The 18,784-nt window shown below is 62.4% G+C and carries 18 protein-coding genes; 5 read left to right on the top strand and 13 right to left on the bottom strand.

Features of this window, described 5'->3' with window-relative positions; genetic code table 11:
• Positions 1-155: 155 nt before the first annotated feature.
• Positions 156-536 (bottom strand): hypothetical protein, encoded by a 381-nt coding sequence (locus PWJ82_RS03445; RefSeq protein ID WP_274735339.1) that lies wholly within the window; start codon positions 534-536, stop codon positions 156-158.
• A 516-nt stretch (positions 537-1,052) separates the two neighbouring features.
• Here PWJ82_RS03445 and PWJ82_RS03440 point away from each other — a divergent pair.
• A complete protein-coding gene (locus PWJ82_RS03440) occupies positions 1,053-1,250 on the top strand; it encodes a hypothetical protein (protein WP_016443362.1) in 198 nt (65 codons plus the stop codon).
• On the top strand, positions 1,247-1,618 hold the full coding sequence (locus PWJ82_RS03435; RefSeq protein WP_016443361.1) for a hypothetical protein: 372 nt from the start codon (positions 1,247-1,249) through the stop codon (positions 1,616-1,618). The genes PWJ82_RS03440 and PWJ82_RS03435 overlap by 4 nt, the downstream gene beginning before the upstream one ends.
• A 211-nt stretch (positions 1,619-1,829) precedes the next feature.
• Here PWJ82_RS03435 and PWJ82_RS03430 read toward each other — a convergent pair whose 3' ends face one another.
• Positions 1,830-3,362, bottom strand: coding sequence for a uracil-xanthine permease family protein (locus PWJ82_RS03430; RefSeq protein ID WP_274735337.1), 1,533 nt, complete (start codon positions 3,360-3,362; stop codon positions 1,830-1,832).
• 406 nt (positions 3,363-3,768) lie between these two features.
• Between PWJ82_RS03430 and PWJ82_RS03425 the strand changes: the two genes are divergently transcribed.
• Entirely contained in the window at positions 3,769-4,365 is a 597-nt protein-coding gene (locus PWJ82_RS03425) for a LytR C-terminal domain-containing protein (RefSeq protein ID WP_016443359.1), read from the top strand.
• Positions 4,366-4,436: 71 nt separating this feature from the next.
• On the opposite strand, the gene PWJ82_RS03420 is transcribed toward PWJ82_RS03425, so the two are convergent.
• The 4 genes from PWJ82_RS03420 to cysS are packed head-to-tail and all read right to left on the bottom strand — an operon-like array spanning position 4,437 to position 9,059.
• Positions 4,437-4,985 carry an ASCH domain-containing protein gene (locus tag PWJ82_RS03420; RefSeq protein ID WP_274735335.1) on the bottom strand — a complete coding sequence of 183 codons (549 nt, stop codon included), beginning with the start codon at positions 4,983-4,985 and terminating at the stop codon, positions 4,437-4,439.
• A complete protein-coding gene (locus PWJ82_RS03415; protein WP_274735334.1) occupies positions 4,978-6,534 on the bottom strand; it encodes a hypothetical protein in 1,557 nt (518 codons plus the stop codon). The genes PWJ82_RS03420 and PWJ82_RS03415 overlap by 8 nt, the downstream gene beginning before the upstream one ends.
• Positions 6,506-7,528: a 23S rRNA (guanosine(2251)-2'-O)-methyltransferase RlmB gene (gene rlmB / locus PWJ82_RS03410; RefSeq protein WP_016443356.1), complete on the bottom strand. Its 1,023-nt coding sequence runs from the start codon at positions 7,526-7,528 to the stop codon at positions 6,506-6,508. Before rlmB ends, PWJ82_RS03415 begins: the two co-directional genes overlap by 29 nt.
• Positions 7,529-7,535: 7 nt before the next feature.
• The gene (cysS, locus tag PWJ82_RS03405; RefSeq protein WP_016443355.1) at positions 7,536-9,059 is read right to left on the bottom strand and encodes a cysteine--tRNA ligase; all 1,524 of its coding nucleotides are present in this window, start codon (positions 9,057-9,059) and stop codon (positions 7,536-7,538) included.
• Between the two features lie 170 nt (positions 9,060-9,229).
• On the opposite strand from cysS, the gene PWJ82_RS03400 reads away from it, so the two are divergent.
• Positions 9,230-10,540: an MFS transporter gene (locus PWJ82_RS03400; protein WP_274735332.1), complete on the top strand. Its 1,311-nt coding sequence runs from the start codon at positions 9,230-9,232 to the stop codon at positions 10,538-10,540.
• 117 nt (positions 10,541-10,657) lie between these two features.
• Here the strand turns inward: PWJ82_RS03400 and PWJ82_RS03395 are convergent, their stop codons facing one another.
• The 3 genes from PWJ82_RS03395 to PWJ82_RS03385 form a co-directional block, all read right to left on the bottom strand.
• Complete coding sequence (locus PWJ82_RS03395) at positions 10,658-11,200, bottom strand: CarD family transcriptional regulator (protein WP_274733343.1); 543 nt, start codon at positions 11,198-11,200, stop codon at positions 10,658-10,660.
• Between the two features lie 136 nt (positions 11,201-11,336).
• Positions 11,337-12,026 (bottom strand): response regulator transcription factor, encoded by a 690-nt coding sequence (locus tag PWJ82_RS03390; RefSeq protein ID WP_016443352.1) that lies wholly within the window; start codon positions 12,024-12,026, stop codon positions 11,337-11,339.
• Between the two features lie 9 nt (positions 12,027-12,035).
• Positions 12,036-13,217 (bottom strand): sensor histidine kinase, encoded by a 1,182-nt coding sequence (locus PWJ82_RS03385; protein ID WP_274735330.1) that lies wholly within the window; start codon positions 13,215-13,217, stop codon positions 12,036-12,038.
• Positions 13,218-13,398: 181 nt separating this feature from the next.
• Between PWJ82_RS03385 and phoU the strand changes: the two genes are divergently transcribed.
• On the top strand, positions 13,399-14,124 hold the full coding sequence (phoU, locus tag PWJ82_RS03380) for a phosphate signaling complex protein PhoU (protein WP_016443350.1): 726 nt from the start codon (positions 13,399-13,401) through the stop codon (positions 14,122-14,124).
• Positions 14,125-14,209: 85 nt separating this feature from the next.
• On the opposite strand, the gene PWJ82_RS03375 is transcribed toward phoU, so the two are convergent.
• Genes PWJ82_RS03375 through PWJ82_RS03360 form a run of 4 tightly spaced genes read right to left on the bottom strand, consistent with a single transcriptional unit; the run spans position 14,210 to position 18,631 of the window.
• Entirely contained in the window at positions 14,210-15,079 is an 870-nt protein-coding gene (locus PWJ82_RS03375) for an anchored repeat-type ABC transporter permease subunit (RefSeq protein WP_016443349.1), read from the bottom strand.
• Positions 15,076-15,834 (bottom strand): anchored repeat-type ABC transporter ATP-binding subunit, encoded by a 759-nt coding sequence (locus PWJ82_RS03370; protein WP_016443348.1) that lies wholly within the window; start codon positions 15,832-15,834, stop codon positions 15,076-15,078. Before PWJ82_RS03370 ends, PWJ82_RS03375 begins: the two co-directional genes overlap by 4 nt.
• A complete protein-coding gene (locus tag PWJ82_RS03365) occupies positions 15,822-16,928 on the bottom strand; it encodes a choice-of-anchor M domain-containing protein (RefSeq protein ID WP_016443347.1) in 1,107 nt (368 codons plus the stop codon). The genes PWJ82_RS03370 and PWJ82_RS03365 overlap by 13 nt, the downstream gene beginning before the upstream one ends.
• Entirely contained in the window at positions 16,925-18,631 is a 1,707-nt protein-coding gene (locus PWJ82_RS03360) for an anchored repeat ABC transporter, substrate-binding protein (RefSeq protein ID WP_274735329.1), read from the bottom strand. Before PWJ82_RS03360 ends, PWJ82_RS03365 begins: the two co-directional genes overlap by 4 nt.
• Positions 18,632-18,784: the final 153 nt, after the last annotated feature.

The raw sequence follows: 18,784 nt of genomic DNA, 5'->3' as shown, positions 1-18,784 counted from the left end.
GTTTGTCAAGCATGCAAGGTTATTGAGGTCGAAAAGCTCAATAACCCGGACTTTCTGTTGGTATAGCAAGGGAAAGTCCGGGTATTAGCAACCATTTCTGTCTATTTACCCCATTCAGGGGTACCCGTTCGGGGTACAAAGCAGTACCCCCAAAGCTAAGCAGCAAGCTGGCTGACGCGCCCCGCAGTAATACCGAGAGCCGACGCGATCTCCCGCGTAGAGTATCCTTCCTCCCGCAAAGCATGAATCGAACGCAAGGTTGCTTCTTGCAGACGGGCCTGTTCAGTTTGGAGTTCGAGCCGCTTCTTAGCGATTGCGAATGCCGTTCCAATTTCCGAACTTAAGCCTTCGCCGGCTTCTAGCTGGATGTTGAATGTGGCGTCGTCTGGTAGGTCTGCGGCAAGGATGATCGCGTCGGTCATTCCCTTGCAGAGTTTTTTGAGGGTGGGAGCAAAGTCGAGAGCTTCGGGATATTCAACCCCTTGACCAAACCAGTCACCCTCCTCCCCGGTTACAGTCATACGGTAGGTTTCCATTTTGTGAGCCCCCCTTTCCCCGAGCATTGGTGCGAGTTACTTTTCAACCGTCACTAACATTTCGATGCGTTTGTTGATTTCTCCCACCTTCACACCTACGAATTTAGCCACTAAACACTAACAGGCCAAGGTTCTAAACATCCCGATCTTCCCGGCCGCCAGCAGGGCAAGGGTTGTTTTTCCGAGATGTACTGCGCGCGTACAACAAATGCAGCACAGCTCCGAAAAGACATAGCACCCCCGCCGAGACACGTGTGACTGCTGAGCATCTTGAGACTACAGCACTTCCCGCACAGCACGACTTGGAAATCCTCACACCTCTCGTACACAAATTAACAGCCATTGGCACAGTAGGAATGTCCAACCGCGTTTGGAAGAAATCCGAGGGAACCATGCGAACGAAAACCAAGGCCGGCGAACTTGCCAGGTGCCACAACTCCGGTAAGAGTCGGAAGGAAAAACCCAATCCGTTTACCCCTATAGACGAAGCATGTTCACAGGGGTAAACTATCCGTTATGAAACGGGCCCGCCTCTTGAACGAGCTCAAGAAAATCGCGAAACAGACCGGCCATACGCTCGTAACCACCGAAGGCACTCGCCACACGCGCGTTACCATCGGCAATGTAAGCGACATCGTGGGGCGCCACCGCGACATTCCAGAGGAAACCGCAAAGGCCACAATCCGTAAGTTCAGGAAAGGACTAGGGCTATGAGCAGGACGCACGTGAGAGCCTTCCGCGACCACGGATGGTGGGGGCTCGAACTTACAGTAAACGGGGAAATTTACCATTCCCAAGCCCGTAGACTCGACGAAATTAGCGATATCGTCGCCGATGCGCTCAATCTTCTTAATATTGAAAACCACGGATTCGATTTAGTCATAGACGTTGGCTCAACCGCTGAAACTATTGCCCAGGCCAAGAAACTATCCCGGCAAGCTCACGAACTTCAGGCACGTGCATCGCAAGCTACGCGAGAAGCCGCTGCCAGCTTGCGATCTTCGGGTATGACCGTCCGTGAAGTTGCAGAGATTATGGAGCTTTCACCCGGGCGTATTTCCAAGATTCTACAAACAGCCTAGGAGCCACGAAATACCACCGGGCACCCACGCTTTGAGTAGCGTGTTGTGCGATGCTTATCCCATAACCACCGCGGGGCGGGAAGCTTCTTCAGCTTCCCGCCCCGCGTGCATCCATTTATTTTTTGAGGCCGGCCCAACCGCCGCCCCGGCTCGCCACATCGTGAGCGAAAGTCCGGGCCGCCTAGCTGCGCCGTCGTACTAGAAGATGCCGCTAGTTGCTAGCGTGCGTGCCCTCCGCACCGCGCAAAGCATCGCGCGAAACGTCCGCGCCGCTCACGTTATCCGCACCTGCGGCACCGCCCGCGTGCTCCGCAAGCTCTGCAAGCTCCGGTGTGCTCTGCACCCGCTGGCTCGCCGGCGTGCGCGCCAGCTTCCCATCGGGCTGAACATCCCAGGACCGTTCCAGGTGACCTTCCGCAAGCTCCGCACCCGCGGGGGCCGAGGCCGGCGTCGCCGGTTCGAGGGACGTACCGCGCAGGCGCGAAACCGCGCGCATGCAGTGGTAGATAATAATGGCACCGAAGGAACCGAGCGCGATTCCTTCGAAGACCATATCCCCCACCGCCCAGGTGTAGTTCGCAATCGCAACCACCATCGCCACCGCGGCGGTATTGAGATTGACCGGATCGGAGAAGTCCACGCGGTTCTGCACCCAGATACGCACCCCAAGCATCCCGATCATGCCGTAGAGGATTGTGGCCGCGCCACCCAGCACCCCGGGAGGAATCGTTGCAACGACCACGCCGAACTTCGGGAACATGGACAGCAGCAAGGCGCTCACTGCCGCCACAATGTAGGCCGCGGTGGAGTAGACGCGAGTCGCGGCCATCACTCCGATGTTTTCCGCGTACGTCGTGGTACCCGAGCCCCCGCCCGCACCGGCGAAAACGGTCGACAGGCCGTCAGCGAACAGCGCCCGGCCGGTTACCCCGTCCAGATTGCGGCCGGTCATCGCAGACACCGACTTCACGTGACCCACGTTCTCCGCAATCAGCACCAGCACCACCGGGACGAACAGCCCGAGGGTGGACACATCGAAAGCCGGGGCGTGGAAAGTGGGGACACCCACCCAGCTAGCATCGCCAATCGCGCTGAAGTCCACTTCCCCGCGGATGCAGGCGCATACATAACCGATAATGACGCCGATGAGGATGGAGAGACGCCCGATAATGCCCTTGAAGAGAACCGTCACCGCGAGCACCGCCACGATGGTCACCACCGCGGTCACCGGCGCGGCCTTGACGTTATTCCAGGCAGCGGGAGCCAGGTTGAAGCCGATGAGTGCCACGATCGTGCCAGTCACCACCGGGGGCATGAGCTTATCGATCCACCCCGCACCGAAGACCATCACAATGAGGCCGACTACCAGCAGGGCCGCACCTGTCGAAATAATGCCACCCTGGGCGAGCGCCATCCCGTGCGAATCAATGGGACCGCCGCCCTGGGTGTAACCGGTCACCGCACCGATGGGCGCAATGAGGGCAAAAGAAGAGCCCAGGTAACTGGGCAATTTTCCGGCGGTAATAAGGATAAAAAGAAGGGTTCCGCATCCCGTGAAGAACAATGTCGTCGAAGGATCGAAACCCGTTAGTAGGGGAACGAGGAACGTTGCGCCAAACATTGCAACAACGTGCTGCATTCCAATGCCGATTGTGGCTGGCCACCCCAGCCGTTCGTCCGGTTGAACCACCTCACCCGGCGCGATGCGCACACCGTCGCCGTGAAGTTTCCATACTTGTGCCATGAATGCTCTCCTCGTTGCTCTTCGCGCGGGCTTACCCGCACATCAGAAGGAATGGGTTCGCAATCTCGCAGTGGCGACCGGGGTACCGCGTGGCGACCGGCCCGCCCACACTCGTTTGAACCTGAATTAGTGTATGGCTTTTTGCGGTCGCTGCAAGTCCCGCGCGACTCGCTTCACAGGGGCGACGACGCCGCTACCGCTCAAAAACTAGGTAAACACTACCTAAACGAGGGGAGATGGGATGTGTCACAATGCCTGCATGAGCATACACACGAGCAACCCACGCACCTAGGCCGCCGGCTGCCATGCCAGCACCTGCGCAAACACACTCACGCGCACGGCAATGCGGGCTATCTCCCAGCGCGCGCAGCTGCTTTTTTGGGGCCGGTGAACTAGCGTTAAACCCGTGACCCAGCAGCATCTTGGGCCCCGCGAGGCCTACCGTCGTAAGATCCAGCAGCGCCAGACCGTGGTGTTCAGCATCGTGTCCGGGGCGCTCGCGATTGTTTTTGCCCTCTGCCTGCTCATCTGGCTCGGCATTATTCCTTCCCCGATCAATAAGGAATTCGCCGCCGATCCGGATCCCGATGAAGTCACCATTCCCTGCCTGAGCGCCCCCACCGCGCCGCTGGAGCTCTCGAAAATTAACGCGAATGTGTATAACTCCACATCCTCGAGCGGACTCGCGGCGGAAGTTGCGCATAACCTCGCGGAAATGGGGGTCACCGTAGGAACGACGGCGAACTGGCCAGCCGGTGTGGATAAATACGGTGCTATTGTGCAGGCCGGACCCGATGGGCTGGCTGCTGCCTACACCTTAGCCACGTACATTCCCGATTCGGTGGTGGGATTTTCTAATGACACCACAGGCCAAACGGTCACAGTGATCCTGGGGGAGAAATTCGATGCGCTGCGCAGCCCAGAAGATGCCGCTGCCCAGCTTACCGACGGACAACTCACTTCCCCGGACAGTTGCGTACCGGTCAGCGAGGCACGGAAGTAGGCGGCAAGCTTTAGCCACCCACGGTTCCCGGCCAGTTTGTGCCTGGCGCTAGCCTAGCTGCGTGCAACCGGCTACTTTCCAGCCACCGCGCCCGGCCCGAGGTGATCATCGCGGTCTGAGTACAGCACGGTAAAGCGTTCGACTACGACATCACCTGCCGGATTAAATTTCAGCCCGGCAGCTGCCGCTTCCGCTCGGAAAAACTCCGCGTGGGTAGCCCGCCAGCTCTCCAAACTGCCATCCCCTTCACCTTCGGCCCGCGCGATATCTGTGTCCACCTCCGCGAAGGGCATGACCTCCACGCTATCGGTGCGAATAAGGGCACGCGGGCGCTCCGCCCCATCCAGCACGATCGCTAAATCGCCTTTTTCGGGAAGTGGCACATCTTCGGCGCGGTAACTATCCGCCCAGCTCGACGTCGCAGTTTTCCTCCCCGCCACAATGAGTTCGGCAATCTCGGTGGCCTCTTCGGAGCTGAGGCCGAAACTAAATGCCGGGGGCCGGAAAGCGGAAATCGATTCGCCACCCGTGATGACCTCGAGCGGGTTGATTTTCCCGCGGGTGACCGCACGGGCCCAAAAAGCTTCGAGGAAGCCTTCCCCCTGGGTGTTCTCACTCATGGGTATCCTCCTCGGCCGGTGCGAATGGTTGTGTGGCAGCACCCGGGTTGAGGCCTTCGGCCTCCAGGGCAGCGTTAAGCCATTGGGTGGTAAGAATGCGCACCAGGGCATTAGCGCCCAGGGCCCCACCCGCAATGGTCAGCGCGCGATACCCGCGTTTATTCCAGCGCCGCGCTCCGGCGATAACCATCGCCAAGCCCAGGCCGGCCTGAGCGGAAGAAATAATCTCCAACAGCCGTGGATGATCCAGGTAGAGACGCCGATATACTTTCCACATCCCAGCCGGGGCGGAACCGTAGCCGGATACCTCATACGCCAGGGATGCTTTCATGCGCTCCGGGAAAGCCTGCGGCGTGAAAACGGTAGCCTCCGGAATATCCGCGGCTTCCCGCTCGCCACGTAATACTTCGCCCACAGCTGCCGGCAGGCCTAGCACCTCGAGGAAACGCGGCACTGCTTCGGATACCGGGGCGGTCAGTGCCTCGGTCAGATCCCCGGCATCTACCTCCGGGAAATCATCAAGGATACGCCGCACCCGCGCACCCGCTCCCAGCTCTTCCCGGGAGAAAGCCGCAGCTGCGCTATCGGCTTCCACGTGCGGGAGGTCCTGGAGAGTATCGAGCCATTTCCAATAGGTAATACCGGAGTTCTGCCGGATGACCAAGACCGGGTTGCGCCAGCTCGGCGCCGCCCCGGCAGTGGAGAGCACGATCACGAATTCGGGCCGCCGCCCGATCTCTGCGTCGCGGGCCAGGGGCACATCGGCCACCATAACATTGGCGTTCCCATGCTCGAAAACAGCCACCGGTTTTTTGATCCGCGCCGCCAGACCCGGCACCCGCGCAAAAGGCACATCCGAAATCGCCACCATAGGCCCGTTGTGCATGGTCGGTATTTTTCCTTCGCCACCGGGCAGCAGCGGGGAATCAGAGACCGGCGCATCCCCGCCAACTTCGCTCGCGACCGGATCCGCCGCGGGAGCGGCGGCGTCGTCGTTATGAAAATGCGCGTCCGCGTACGCGAGATCAGCTTCCGTGACATCCACTTCACCCAAATCAATATTCGGGTACACCACGTAACCATCCACTTCAATGTGGATTTTGCGCAGTTCGTGATCCATTTTTTGGGCGAAATCCACGAGGTTGAGGCCGGGAACGATACCGGGTTCCTCCTGTGTGTTCCCAATATCCACACCCGTTCCGGAACGCTCGTTCCCGGGATGCTCTGCGCCCTCCGCGTCTGCCTCATCCGCTCCAGACCGCGTTCCAGACTGCGCACCGGACGTAGGAACGCCGGGCACACCCGCAGCACCGGAAGCGCCGGGATCCGCGGTGTCACCTTCCGCTTCGGCCGCCTCCAGGACGCTCCGGATCGTGGCCACACGGCGCCGCTTGCCGGTCACCGCAATCTCAAAACGGAAAATATCGCCGTCGTGATCCCCGCGAACCACCACGCCTTCGCGCGCGAAGAAATCTTCAAGCTGGGCGGGGCTGGTCAGGCTCTGGTCGAGCCGCTGCACCTCACCGCGAACCGGCCTCCACTGATACATTGTCCCCTCCGTTCATCCTTGCCCGGATCCGATCAACCTGGTAGAGCGAAATTCCCGTGGCGACCGCGGCGTTGAGCGACTCCATGCGCGCAGCGATCGGAATTGAGGCAATCGCATCGCATTTATCACGAATGAGCCGCGCCAACCCGCGCCCTTCCGAACCGGTCACCAGCACCAGCGGGGTATCGGCCAAGCTGAGGTTCTCCACCGTGGTGGAGCCGCCGCCGTCCAAACCGACCACGAAATATCCCATTTTCTTCAGTTCGTCGAGCGTGGACGCCAGGTTCGTTACCCGCGCCGTCGGTACAATCGACACCGCCCCGGCCGATACCTTCCACACCGTGGCATTCACGCCGGCCGCGCGGCGCTCCGGCACGATGACCGCATCCGCGTTGAAAGCCGCCGCGCTGCGCAGCACCGCCCCCAGATTATGCGGGTCGGTTACCGAATCGAGAGCCACGAAAAGTGGGAGCGGCCCGCCCGCTTCGTGGCGCTCCAGGGCCGCGCGTGCTTCCTCAATGGCATCCGCGTACTCATAGGGCGGCACTTCAATAGCCACGCCCTGGTGCACGGCGTTCTCCGTCATCCGGTCGAGCTCCCCGTGGGAAACCTCCACCAGCGGGGCACCCAACGCGGTAGCCTGAGCCACCAGCTCCGCCAGGCGCTCGTCACCCACCGCGGAAGTCTGCATAAAGACCCTTGTCAGAGGCACGCCGGCCCGCACCGCTTCGCGCACCGGGTTGCGCCCGCAAATCAGTTCGTGGCCGGCCGCGGTATGCAAGTCACGGCGCAGCTTAAGGCTGGAGCGTTCGCGCGCTTCGGCTTGCGCCTTGCGGGCATCGCGGACTTGCTTTTCTTTATAGGCCTTGTGGTAGACCCGTTCCTCCGCTTTCGGAGTGGGGCCCTTGCCTTCCAGGCGCCGGCGGTTATTCCCGCCCGAGCCGACCGTGGCGCGCTTCTTGCCCTTGGGGCGCCGGGTGCGTCCGTCTCCCATATTTCTCCTACTTTTCTTCCGCGCCGGTGGCGGATTCTTCTACGTTGGTAGCGGACTTTTCCGTGCCGGTGGCGGGAGCCTTCGCCGCGGTGGCGGTTTTTTGCGCGTTTTCTAGGTGCCAGTGCGCGCCGTCCGCCGAATCTTCCACCGCGATGCCGGCCGCGTGCAAAGCATCGCGGAGCGCATCGGCCCGAGCCCAGTCTTTCGCGGCGCGCGCGGCCGCGCGTTCCGCCAGCATCGTATCGACGACGGCGCCCAGCGCCCGCGCGGTTGCTTTGTCAGCGCCACTGGAATTACGCCAGGGGGCAGCCAGGGGATCCAGCCCGAGCACATCGAGCATGGCCCGCACCCGCACCTGGGCGGCGCGCACTCCGGCGCTGTCCCGCTCCGCGAGCGCGGCGTTCCCGCGGCGTACCTCCTCATGGATCGCCGCCAGCCCACTCGAGACATTGAGATCATCATCGAGAGCCCGCACGAATGCTTCAGGTAGATCCGCCGGACCCACCGCCGCGATTTCTTCCGCCGGTACTTCTTCAGTGGCGGCCACCGAGCGTTCCACAAATCCGGCCAGGCGCTCCCACACCGCCCCGGCTTCCGCCAGGTTTTGCGGCGAGTAGTCCACGGTGGAGCGGTAGTGGACCGTTCCCAGCGCGAAACGCACCACCGCCGGGGATACCTGCGCGGTAACATCCTCCAAGGAGACGACATTCCCCAGCGACTTACTTATTTTTTCGCCATTAACGGTCACCCAGGCGTTATGCATCCAGTACCGCGCGAAATTCCGCCCGGCAGCGTGGGCTTGCGCCTGCTCATTTTCATGGTGCGGGAAACGCAAATCGATCCCACCACCGTGAATATCAAATTCCTTACCCAGGTAGTGGGTGGACATCGCGGTGCACTCCAGGTGCCAGCCCGGCCGCCCGCGCCCCCAGGGAGTATCCCAGGCCGCGCTTTCCGGTTCGCCCGGCTTGGGGGCCTTCCACAGCGCGAAATCGTGCGGATTGCGCTTATCGGCTTCCCCGCCTTCCTCATCCACCACCATATTTTCAAGCTTTTGGCGGGTGAGGGAACCGTAATCGGGTAGCGATGCGACGTCGAAATACACATTGCCAGGCTTGCCCACATAAGCGTGGCCGGCATCGATAATCTCCTGAATAAGCGTGATCATCTGGGGAATGTGCCCGGTAGCGCGCGGCTCATACGTGGGATCCAGGATGCCGAGGGTGCGGTAGGCGGCGCTGAATTCCTTTTCGAAACGGTAGGCCCATGCCCACCACGGGGCACCGGCCTGCGCCGACTTATCGAGGATCTTATCGTCAATATCGGTAACATTGCGCACCAGGCGCACCTCATTACCGCAGCGGCGCAGCCACCGCACCAGCACATCGAAGGCCAGAGCGGAGCGAATATGCCCGATATGCGGGGACCCCTGCACCGTAGCGCCGCACAGGTACACACTGACCTTCCCGGGTTCCAGGGGAACGAAATCCCGGACGGCACGGGCTGACGAATCATAGATCTTGAAGCTCACGTAGCCAGTTTACCCGCTCCCTGCCGGCCAGGCAGCGCCCTTCCTCTGCTGGTGTACCCGGGCCGTGCTACTGCCTGGTGGCCGAAGCTGCGCCGTCGTACCTATGCCCGTACTACTTCCCCGCGAGCGCCGTTCAACGCCTCGTTACCCTCCTGGCCTACGATGAAGCCATGCATAACACTTCCGCGCGTTCCGCTCTTTTCAACCGCCGGGTTCTCCCCTGGGCGCTGTGGGACTGGGGTTCGGCCGCTTTCAACGCCGTCGTGACCACCTTCGTTTTCACCCCGTATCTGTCCAACGAAAAGTTCTTCGGGAACCAGGCCAATGCGCTCATCGGCTGGGGCTTGGCACTCGCCGGGCTGCTCGTGGCACTTATCGCCCCGGCGGTGGGGCAATGGGCGGACCGTTCGGGGAAGAAAAACTCCCTCCTCACCCTCACCACCCTCGTCACCATTGTGTGCATGGCGCTGCTGTTCTTTGTGGCGCCGTCGCCTTCCTACCTGTGGCTCGGGGTGGTGCTGCTGGCCGTCGGCAATATCGTTTTCGAAATTGGCTCGGTGGTCTACAACGCGATGGTCACCGATATTTCCACACCGGCCACCCTGGGGCGCATCTCCGGTTTCGGCTGGGGCATGGGATACGTGGGCGGCATCGTGCTCCTCCTCATCCTCTTTATTGGCTTCATCAGCCCGGATACCGGCTGGTTCGGAGTGACGAGCGCGAACGGCATGAATATTCGCGTCTGCATGATCGCCTGCGCGCTGTGGACGCTGATTTTTTCCGCCCCGCTCATGGTGCTCTCCCGCGATGAATCCCCGCGCGGCGAACAATCCCGCGGCATCATCGCCGCCTACCGAGCTATTTTCCGCTCCATCGCGCGGCTGTGGCGCGCGGATCGCTCCACGTTCTGGTTCCTGATTTCTTCCGCTATTTACCGCGACGGCCTGGCCGGTGTCTTCGCTTTCGGCGGGGTGCTCGCGGCCCGCGTTTTCGGTTTCACTCCTGGGGAAGTCATGATTTTCGGCATCGCGGCGAACGTGATCGCGGGGGTTGCGACCATCGCTTTCGGGTGGTTGGAAGATATTATCGGCGCGCGCCGCGTTATTTTCATGTCGCTCACTCTTATGATCGCGTGCGGCTGCGTATTGTTCTTGATGCACGACGCCGGCAAATCCCTCTTCTGGGTCTTTGGCTCCCTCCTGTGCATTTTCGTGGGGCCGGTCCAGAGTTCTTCGCGTACCTACCTGGCGCGCCGCGCCGGCCGCGAGAATAGCGGCGAGCTTTTTGGCCTCTACGCCACCACCGGCCGCGCGGTTTCTTTCCTCACCCCGGCGCTGTATTCAGCTGCGATTATGAGCTTCGGTGCGCTGGCCGGGGTAAGCGGAGATGCCGCGGCCCACTACGGCATCCTCGGGATTATCGCGGTGCTTGCGGTGGGGCTGGCTGCCTTCTACGGTTCGCTGCGCGCTGGCCGGCGGTGATGGACTGAGTCGCAACTGGCCGAGGGTGGCGCGGCGTCGTACCACCATGAATGAAGCGGCCCGGGAAATTCCCGAGGCCGCTTCAATCACGTGTATCTGGGCACGAGGCCCCGCTCTTTAGTTGGATGAGGTGGACGCCGCGCCGCCTTCTTCCGAGCTGGGTTCCCGGCCTTCGTTACCTTCGGCCAGGATCTCATCAAGGAGCTCACCGGCTTCTTCTTCGCTCAATTCGCGGGCGAGGGCAATTTCCGAGCAGAGGATCTGGCGGGCGCGCTGGAGCATCCGCTTCTCCCCCGCGGAGAGGTGACGATCCGTATCCCGGCGCGTGAGGTCACGCACCACTTCGGCTACCTTATTAACATCTCCCGAGGTGAGCTTTTCGGTATTCGCCTTGAAACGCCGGCTCCAATTGGAAGGTTCTTCCACATCCTGTTCGCGCAGAACCCGGAACACCACTTCAAGCTGATCTTCGTTGGAGACATCGCGGACCCCAACTTCCTCGATGGATTCGGCCGGAACCTGAATGACCATATCGCCCTGCATGACGTTAAGCGTGAGGTAGGTGCGCTTTTCACCCCTGATAATCTTGTCCGAAATATCAGTAATTTCCGCTGCCCCGTGATGCGGGTAAATAACGGTTTCTCCGACCTTGAACGGCATTGAATCAGAACCCTTTCTCCGCTGCGCGTTCGCGCAATATGCGCATATCCGATAGACATTTTACCATTGACGGTGTAGTCTCTGATCTTTTTTGCGCTGCAAGCCACAAAGGGCTGCGGTGCGGGCCACAGCTTCGCTATTCAGAAACCAGCTTATAACCGAGCCCACGCACCGTAACCAGCGCGGTGGGCGCGGAAGGATCCACCTCAATCTTCGAGCGAATCCGCTTGACGTGCACATCCAGGGTCTTGGTATCACCCATATAATCCAAACCCCAGATACGGTCAAGAATCTGGGGACGGGTAAGCACCCGATCCGGATTACGCAAGAAGAGTTCAAGCAGCTCGAATTCCCGCAGCGGCATACTGATGAGTTCTCCGCCCACATACACTTCGTGCTTATCGGTATCCATTTCTACCCGGCCCACGCGCAGCACGTCTTCGTCCACGTCGTCCGCGGCCCCGGTACTCGCCCGGCGCAGCACCGCCCGCACCCGCGCCACCAATTCCCGGTAAGAATAGGGCTTGGTGACATAGTCATCCGCCCCTACCTCCAAACCGACCACCTTATCGATTTCGGAATCTTTGGCGGTGAGCATAATGATGGGCACATCCGAGGTGGCTCGAATCCGGCGGCACACTTCCTCGCCGGACATGCCCGGAAGCATGAGGTCAAGAAGCACCACATCGGGGCGCGCCACCCGGAATTGTTCCAGGGCCGCGGTACCATCCGCGGCGGTGACCACCTCGTAACCGTCCCGGCCCAGGTTGAATGCGAGGGTGTCACGGTAGGTAGGTTCGTCATCAACAACAAGAATCGTGGTCATGGTGTTTTGTTACTTCCTCTCCGAATGCTCAAGCGCATTAGTTTCAGGGCTGGGAGCCGCCTCGGGAATATAGGGTTCGGGTAGGCAGATGGTGAAGGTGGAGCCCTGGCCTACCTTGCTCCATAATTTGATGCGCCCGCCGTGGTCTTGCACCACATGTTTGACGATGGCGAGGCCGATCCCGGAGCCGCCGGAATTACGATCCCGGGCCGCATCCCCGCGGTAGAAACGCTCAAAAATACGTTCGCGTTGCGCCGCGTCAATTCCCTCTCCTTGGTCGACGACGGAAATAAGCACCTGCCCATCCGCCAGCGATGTTGCTACCGAGACCCGCCCGTGCGGCCGGGTATAGCGCACCGCATTATCCAGCAGATTGCGAACCGCGGTGGCGAGCATGCGCCTATCGCCGTAAACCGTGAGGCCCGGCTGCCCGCCGCTCACAATTTTCACCCCGCGATTAGCGGCTTCCACATCCATGCGGGCCACCGATTCGGCTACCACCGCATCCACATCAACAAGTTCCGTGGTGGTGAGGGCATTACCTTCTTGGAGGCGCGAAAGCTCGATAATATCCTGCACCAGACCGCGCAAGCGCACCACTTCGGTATCTAGCTGGGCGGTGAAATGCCGGACCGCTTGCGGATCATCCGCCGCGCTTTCCAGGGTTTCCACCAGCAAAGAAATTGCCCCCACCGGGGTCTTTAATTCATGGGAAACATTCGCCACGAAATCGCGCCGGGTTTCTTCCAGTTTGAGCTTCTCGGTATTGTCCTCGAAAAGCACGAGCACCCGCCCGCCGGACAGCGGCGCGGCGTAAACCATCAGGCGGGTATCGCTCTGATTTTTCAGCGTGGATCGTTTAATGGAGAGCGGGCGGGAGAGCACCTCCCCGGTATCGCGCACCCGCGCCACCAGTTGGATGAACTCCGGGCGCACCAGGCGATCATCGCGCACCAGCCCGAAACTATACGCTTGGGTAGAGGCCCGTTCCACCACGTCAAGGGCGGACACCAGCACAAAGAATTGCGGAATCGCCTCGAGGACTTTCACGGCGTCCTCCACCGGCTCTACCGGCGCGGTTACCCGCAATGGGCGCAGCGAACGCTGCGAATAGGCGAAAGCCAGGGAGGCGATAATGCCCACGGCGATCCCCCCGCAGACCGCGGCAAGCACAGCGATTCCTTCAACCATGGTTCCAGACTAGCCTGTCCGAGCGCGGCCTGGCACGCCCGACGGCCCCGAAAGCCCGCTATTTACCTACTGTTTACGGAATATGCCGCTAGTGTTAACCCCATACTGCTGAAATAAGACCTGTGGTGCGCCGCCGTGCGCTACAAACGCGCCCGCGGGCGCACAGAAATGAGGAGCTTTAATGCGTCAAGAATTCCGCAACGAAATGAAGACGCTCGAGGAAACGCTTGCCAAGCAGGCTCGCAGCGCCGCTCGGGCGATGGAACACGCCGCAGATTCGCTGCGGAACGCCAACCTGGCCCTGGCGGAATCGGTTATCGATGCCGATGCAAATATTGATGAGCTGCAGCGTCAGATTGAAGATATGGCTATTTCGCTGCTGGCGCGCCAGGCGCCGGTTGCCTCGGATTTGCGGACCGTGGTGACTGCCATGCGCATCGCCATTACCCTGGAGCGCATGGGTGATCTGGCCCGGCACGTTGCCTATATCGCGCGCGGGCGTTTCCCCGAACGCGTGGTGGGCGGCCCCGGCTATGACCTGCTCGTACGCATGGCCGATGAGGCCGTGCGAGTGGGCCGCCAGGTGGAAGAGCTCGTGCGCAAGCAGGATCTTGCCATCGCCGATGAGATTGACGAACGCGATGAAGTTCTTGACGATCTGCACCGCCAGTCCTTCCAGCTGGTTCTCGACGAAGATAACGGCATGAGCCACCAGGAAATCGTGGACGTGGTGCTGCTGGGCCGTTTCCTGGAACGCTACGGGGATCACGGGGTCACCGTGGCGCGCCGCATGCACTTCCTGGTCACCGGCTTGCGCGTGGATGTGGAATCCACCCCGGGCACCGAAGAAGAAATGCTCGGTGGCGATTTCCCCGCAGGTTTCTCCGCCGGGGATATGGAAGATTAATATAGTACTACCGCCGCTCCGGCCAGGATCGCGTGCCAGCTAGGCAGGCGGCCGGCTGGCCGCGGCGGCGTCGTACGGGCCTGTACTACGCGCGGTCGCTACCGCGTGCGGTGCGGGCCCGCACCAGTTTCCCACGCACCGGAACACTCAGCCACACGAGGGCGAAAAGCGCCGTCGTAACCAGCACGATAGCCGCGCCCGCCGGAATATCCGCCGCCCAGGAAAGCCACACCCCCACGAAAGCGCTGGCGCACCCGAGGAGCGGGGCGAGCAGCATCATCGTGCCCACCCGGTCGGTCAGCAGGCGGGCGGTGGCGGCCGGGGTGACGAGCAGCGCCAGCACCAGAATATTGCCGATGGACTGTACGGAAATGACCACCGCGAGCGCCACGGTGAGGTAGAGGCACACGTCCACAAGCAGGACGCGGGTGCCGGTGGCGCGCGCGAAATCGCGGTCCACGCTCACGGAGAGCAGCGCCGGGTGGAGCACGGCGAGGAAAAGAAGCACGGCCGCGGCCACGATGGCGGACGTGAGCACGTCGGAGCTATCCACGCCGGTGAGCGAACCGAAAAGGAAAGATTCGAGGGACCCGGTATAGCCGGGGATGCGCGCGATGAGCGCCACGCCGAAAGCGAAAGCCGCGGCCATAAAGATGCCGATGATCGAGTCTTCGCGCAGGTTGCGGTTTTGCGAGGCGAGCGCGATAAGAAGGGCGACGACGCCGCCCGCGACCGCTCCGCCCACCAGAATGGAACCCTGGAGCGCGAAAGCGATGACGATACCGGGGAAAACGGCGTGGGCGAGGGCATCTCCTAGGAAGGACATGCCGCGCAGGACCACGTGTACGCCCACCGCCCCGCACACGACCGCGGAGAGCATGGCAACGAGGAGCGCGCGCGGGAGGAAGCCGAGCACCGGATTGGATAAATCGGCTAGAAAATCGAAGAAACTCATGCTTTCACCATTCCGAGGACGCGCAGCAGCGGCGAGGAAGCCCGCACTTGGAAGGTTTCCATCCACAGGTCGGCGCGGAGGATATCGGCGGGCGGACCGGCCGCGATAATTGTGCGATTGAGGAGGGCCACCCGGGTGGAAATATCGACGGCCTGGGTGAGGTCGTGGGTGGACATAATAATTCCGGCCCCGCCGGCGCGCAGCGAGAGGAAAAGATCGGCCAGGGAATCCTGGGTGGGGTGGTCAAGTCCGGTAAAGGGCTCGTCCAGGAGGAGGATGGCCGGGTCGCGCACAAGGGCGCGCGCGATGAGGATGCGCTGTTGCTGCCCGCCGGAAAGCTGCCCGATGGGCCGACGCCGCATCTCGAATAAATCGACCCTATCGAGCGCGGCATAGACCTTTTCCCACGCGTTCCGCCCGAGGCGGGTGCGGGCGAGCAGCCCGCGGCGTTCGAGGCCGGTGGCCACCAGTTCTTCCACGCTCATGGGGTAACCCCATTGGGTTGCGCGCGACTGCGGCACGTAGCCGATGGCACGGTGTGGGCGGCCGGGCCGGACCCGCTCCCCGCGCACCTCAATCGTGCCCGCTGCCGGCGTGAGCAGCCCCATAATGCTGCGCATGAGGGTGGTTTTCCCGGCGCCGTTCGGGCCGATGAGGCCAACGAGTTCACCGGCTGCCACCTCGAGATTGACATCGCGGAGCACCCGCACTCCCCCGAGGACAACCGCCAGGTCACGGACCGTTAATGCCGGCACGATTCCTCCCCTTCCGCGCTATCGCGGGTCTGGGTACGGGCTGCGAGCGCGGCGGCCTGGTGGCGGCGGCGTGAAGCACGCGCCCCGATAAAGCCGGCGGCAATGAGAATCACAGCACCGGCGCAGCCGATAACAACCCAGCGCAGCGGGATCTCCGCTTCGCCGCCAGCGGGGTTCTGGGCACCGTTCGCGCCCGATTGCGCCGTACCGGATTGACCGCCGCCGGATTGCCCCGCCCGGGCGTTATCCGCGGCCGAGCCGGTGGCAGCTGCACCATCGCTGCCGCTGGGCCACTGGGCCGCGCGGGCGGCGTCGGCAGAAGTATTCGCCCCCACCGCGAAACGCAAGGTCACGGTTTTCTCCACCTGGGTACCGTCCGTGAGCTGGGCGGATACCGTCAGGCGCACCAGGTGTACGCCGGGCTGGGTGAAGACCCAATTGGCGTGGGTGTGGGTATTGAGGGAAACGTGGACCGGCTGCGAGGTGGCCACTTCGGAATTCCACAGCAGGGTGGGTCCGGAGAAGTTCCCCGAATCGACGAAGGCGGTGAATTGGCCTTCACCGGCGTGCCCGCCGTAGGTGAGGGCCACATCCCCGTTGACGCGGCTGACCACGCCGGGATCCTGAGTATTCCAGCCCAACCACACCACGTCAGCGAGCTGCTGCTGCGGGATCACGTAGGCGGGGCCGGAAGCATGAATAAAGGAGTAGGCGTCGGTGGCGGGCACCTCCATGCGGGCTGCATCCCCCACTCGGAAGACCACGTCATCCACGGAACGCCATACCGGCGCGGCACCCGAATCATCGCGCACCAGGAAATCCCAACCGGCATCCGTCAGGCGCGGGCCCATATCCACGTGACCGGAGCTGATCTCCACCGGGGTGCCGGCCGGGGCCAGCTGTTCATCCCCGCTCACCGTTTGGGTGAGGGCCGGGTCAACCGCGGTGCTGGAGCCAGGCGCGGTGGGTGCCGGGTCCGGATGGGCGAAGGCGCGCGCGGGCAGCGTCAGCACCAGGGCACAGCTGAGCGCAGCTACAACCAGCGCGGCGAGACTGCGTGCGCAAACAGAGCGGACGTTGGCAAATCGAGTCATGAGTTGTCCTTCGTGGTTTCGGTGGCAGGAAGCTGATCGGTAGCGGTTGCCAGGGGCAGACGCGGCACCTCGTAATCGGGAGGCCAGGCCGGCAGTGCGCCCGGGTCGAGGCAGTTTTTCAGGGCGCGGCCATTGGCAATCATCATGGCTTCGTAGGTGGTGGCAGCGCCGTCGAAAGAATCAGAATAGAGCTGGCAGACCGCCACGCCCGCCGCGCTTGCCACCGCCCGCAGCTCTCCGGCGTGCGACGCCGTGGTCGGTTCCCCGAAAACAGCGGGAACACGCAGGTCCATGAGCGTGTGGGTGAGATTGGCGAGCTGGCGCGCGGAGGGTTCCAGCGCCGGATTCGGGGTGACGAAACCAACCGTGTCCAGGCCGTAAGCGCGGGCCAGATAGCCGAAGCCATCGTGCGCGGTCACGAGTTTGCGTTGCCGCGCTGGAATAGAGGCGACGACGCCGCGCAGCCACTCATCCAGCCCCTGCAATCTGGCGATATAGGCTTGCGCATTCGCCGCGTACGTCGGGGCGCCGGCGGGATCCAGGGCGCTGAGCTCGGCGGCGATGGTTTCCACGTAAGCGACGGCATTGGAGGCATCCAGCCAAAGGTGCGGATCAACATCGCCGTGCACGTGTTCCCCCAGAACCGCCTGAGCCAATACCCAGCTGGTATCCCCGGCTCGCCCCAGGAAACGCCAGGCGGGCTCACCGGGAATATGGGTGGCTACGGTGTGCGGGACCGCGATGACCGCGCTATCCGGGGATACCTCGGTGGTGCGGGCCGATTCGATTTCCCCGCGCAGGGTAATGGCGCCGCTATCGGCCATGGTGATATCCACGTGGCCGGCGTCGATCACGCGGCTACGCCCGGTTGTGGCCGGGTCCACCCCGACCGCAAAGACCACTGTTCCTTCCCCGAGGCTGCGGCTCTGCCCGTTTTCCTGCACTTCGGCGCGCATGCGCAATTCGTAAATACCGGGGGCGGAAAAAGCCCAGGACATATGGGTATGGGCCTGGGCCGGAAGATCCACGTGCCCGAGTTCGTCACGCGAGGAATCGATATAGACCTTGGGCTGCCCGAACGTTCCGGTGGTGAAAGCGGCGAGGGTGCCCGGGCCGGTAACCGAGAGCGCGCGCAGCGAAACAATGGGAGCGGAGGTGGTGGAAGCGGACGGTGCGGCGTCGTTCCCCTCCTGCGACTGGGGCGCAACCGGTGCACCGGCCCGGAAACCGAGCCACACAGTGCTGAGCGCCGCATCCTCCACAAGTGCAATATGGCGCGCGCCGTATGCGACGGCCGCCTCACCCAAACCGACGTTCTTCACGCCGGGGCGCCTGGTAGCATCCATGGTGGCGAGCAGCGCTTGGTCTTCCAGCAGCAATTGGTTGGAGAAGACGATGTCCGCCCGGGCCAGTTCCCGCAATGACCGCAGTGACGGTTCAAAAGAATGCGGGTCCGCCCCGGGCGGCACAAGGGAGGTCACCTCACCCCGCTCGCCCAGAACGTTCTGGGCGAGGTCCGCGAGTATCGGAGTGGAGGCGACTACCCGTGGCGCATCGGAGTTCCGATCGCCAGTTTCGGCGCGGGTCCTCACTCCCGCGGCCGAAACACTACCCGCCAGCGCTTCCTGGCTCCCACCGGAAGGGATACCGGCGGGGCAGACCATCGCGAGGATGGACGCGACGGCGGGTAGCAGCTTCATCATGCTCGGACACACACCTCCGGATACGTGAATCCAGGCCGCCGGCTGGCGGCGCTGCGCTCGGCATGTGACCGGGCGCTTCACAGGCAGCGGCCGAGCCGCCCATAAGCCGTAACGATAACCGTTATCATTACCAGCTCAATGGTAGGGGGTGGG

It is taken from the genome of Actinotignum schaalii, assembly GCF_028864145.1.
GTDB lineage: Bacteria > Actinomycetota > Actinomycetes > Actinomycetales > Actinomycetaceae > Actinotignum > Actinotignum schaalii_B.
Note: the sequence above shows the minus strand (reverse complement) of the source record. Positions and strands in the feature narration are given on the sequence as shown.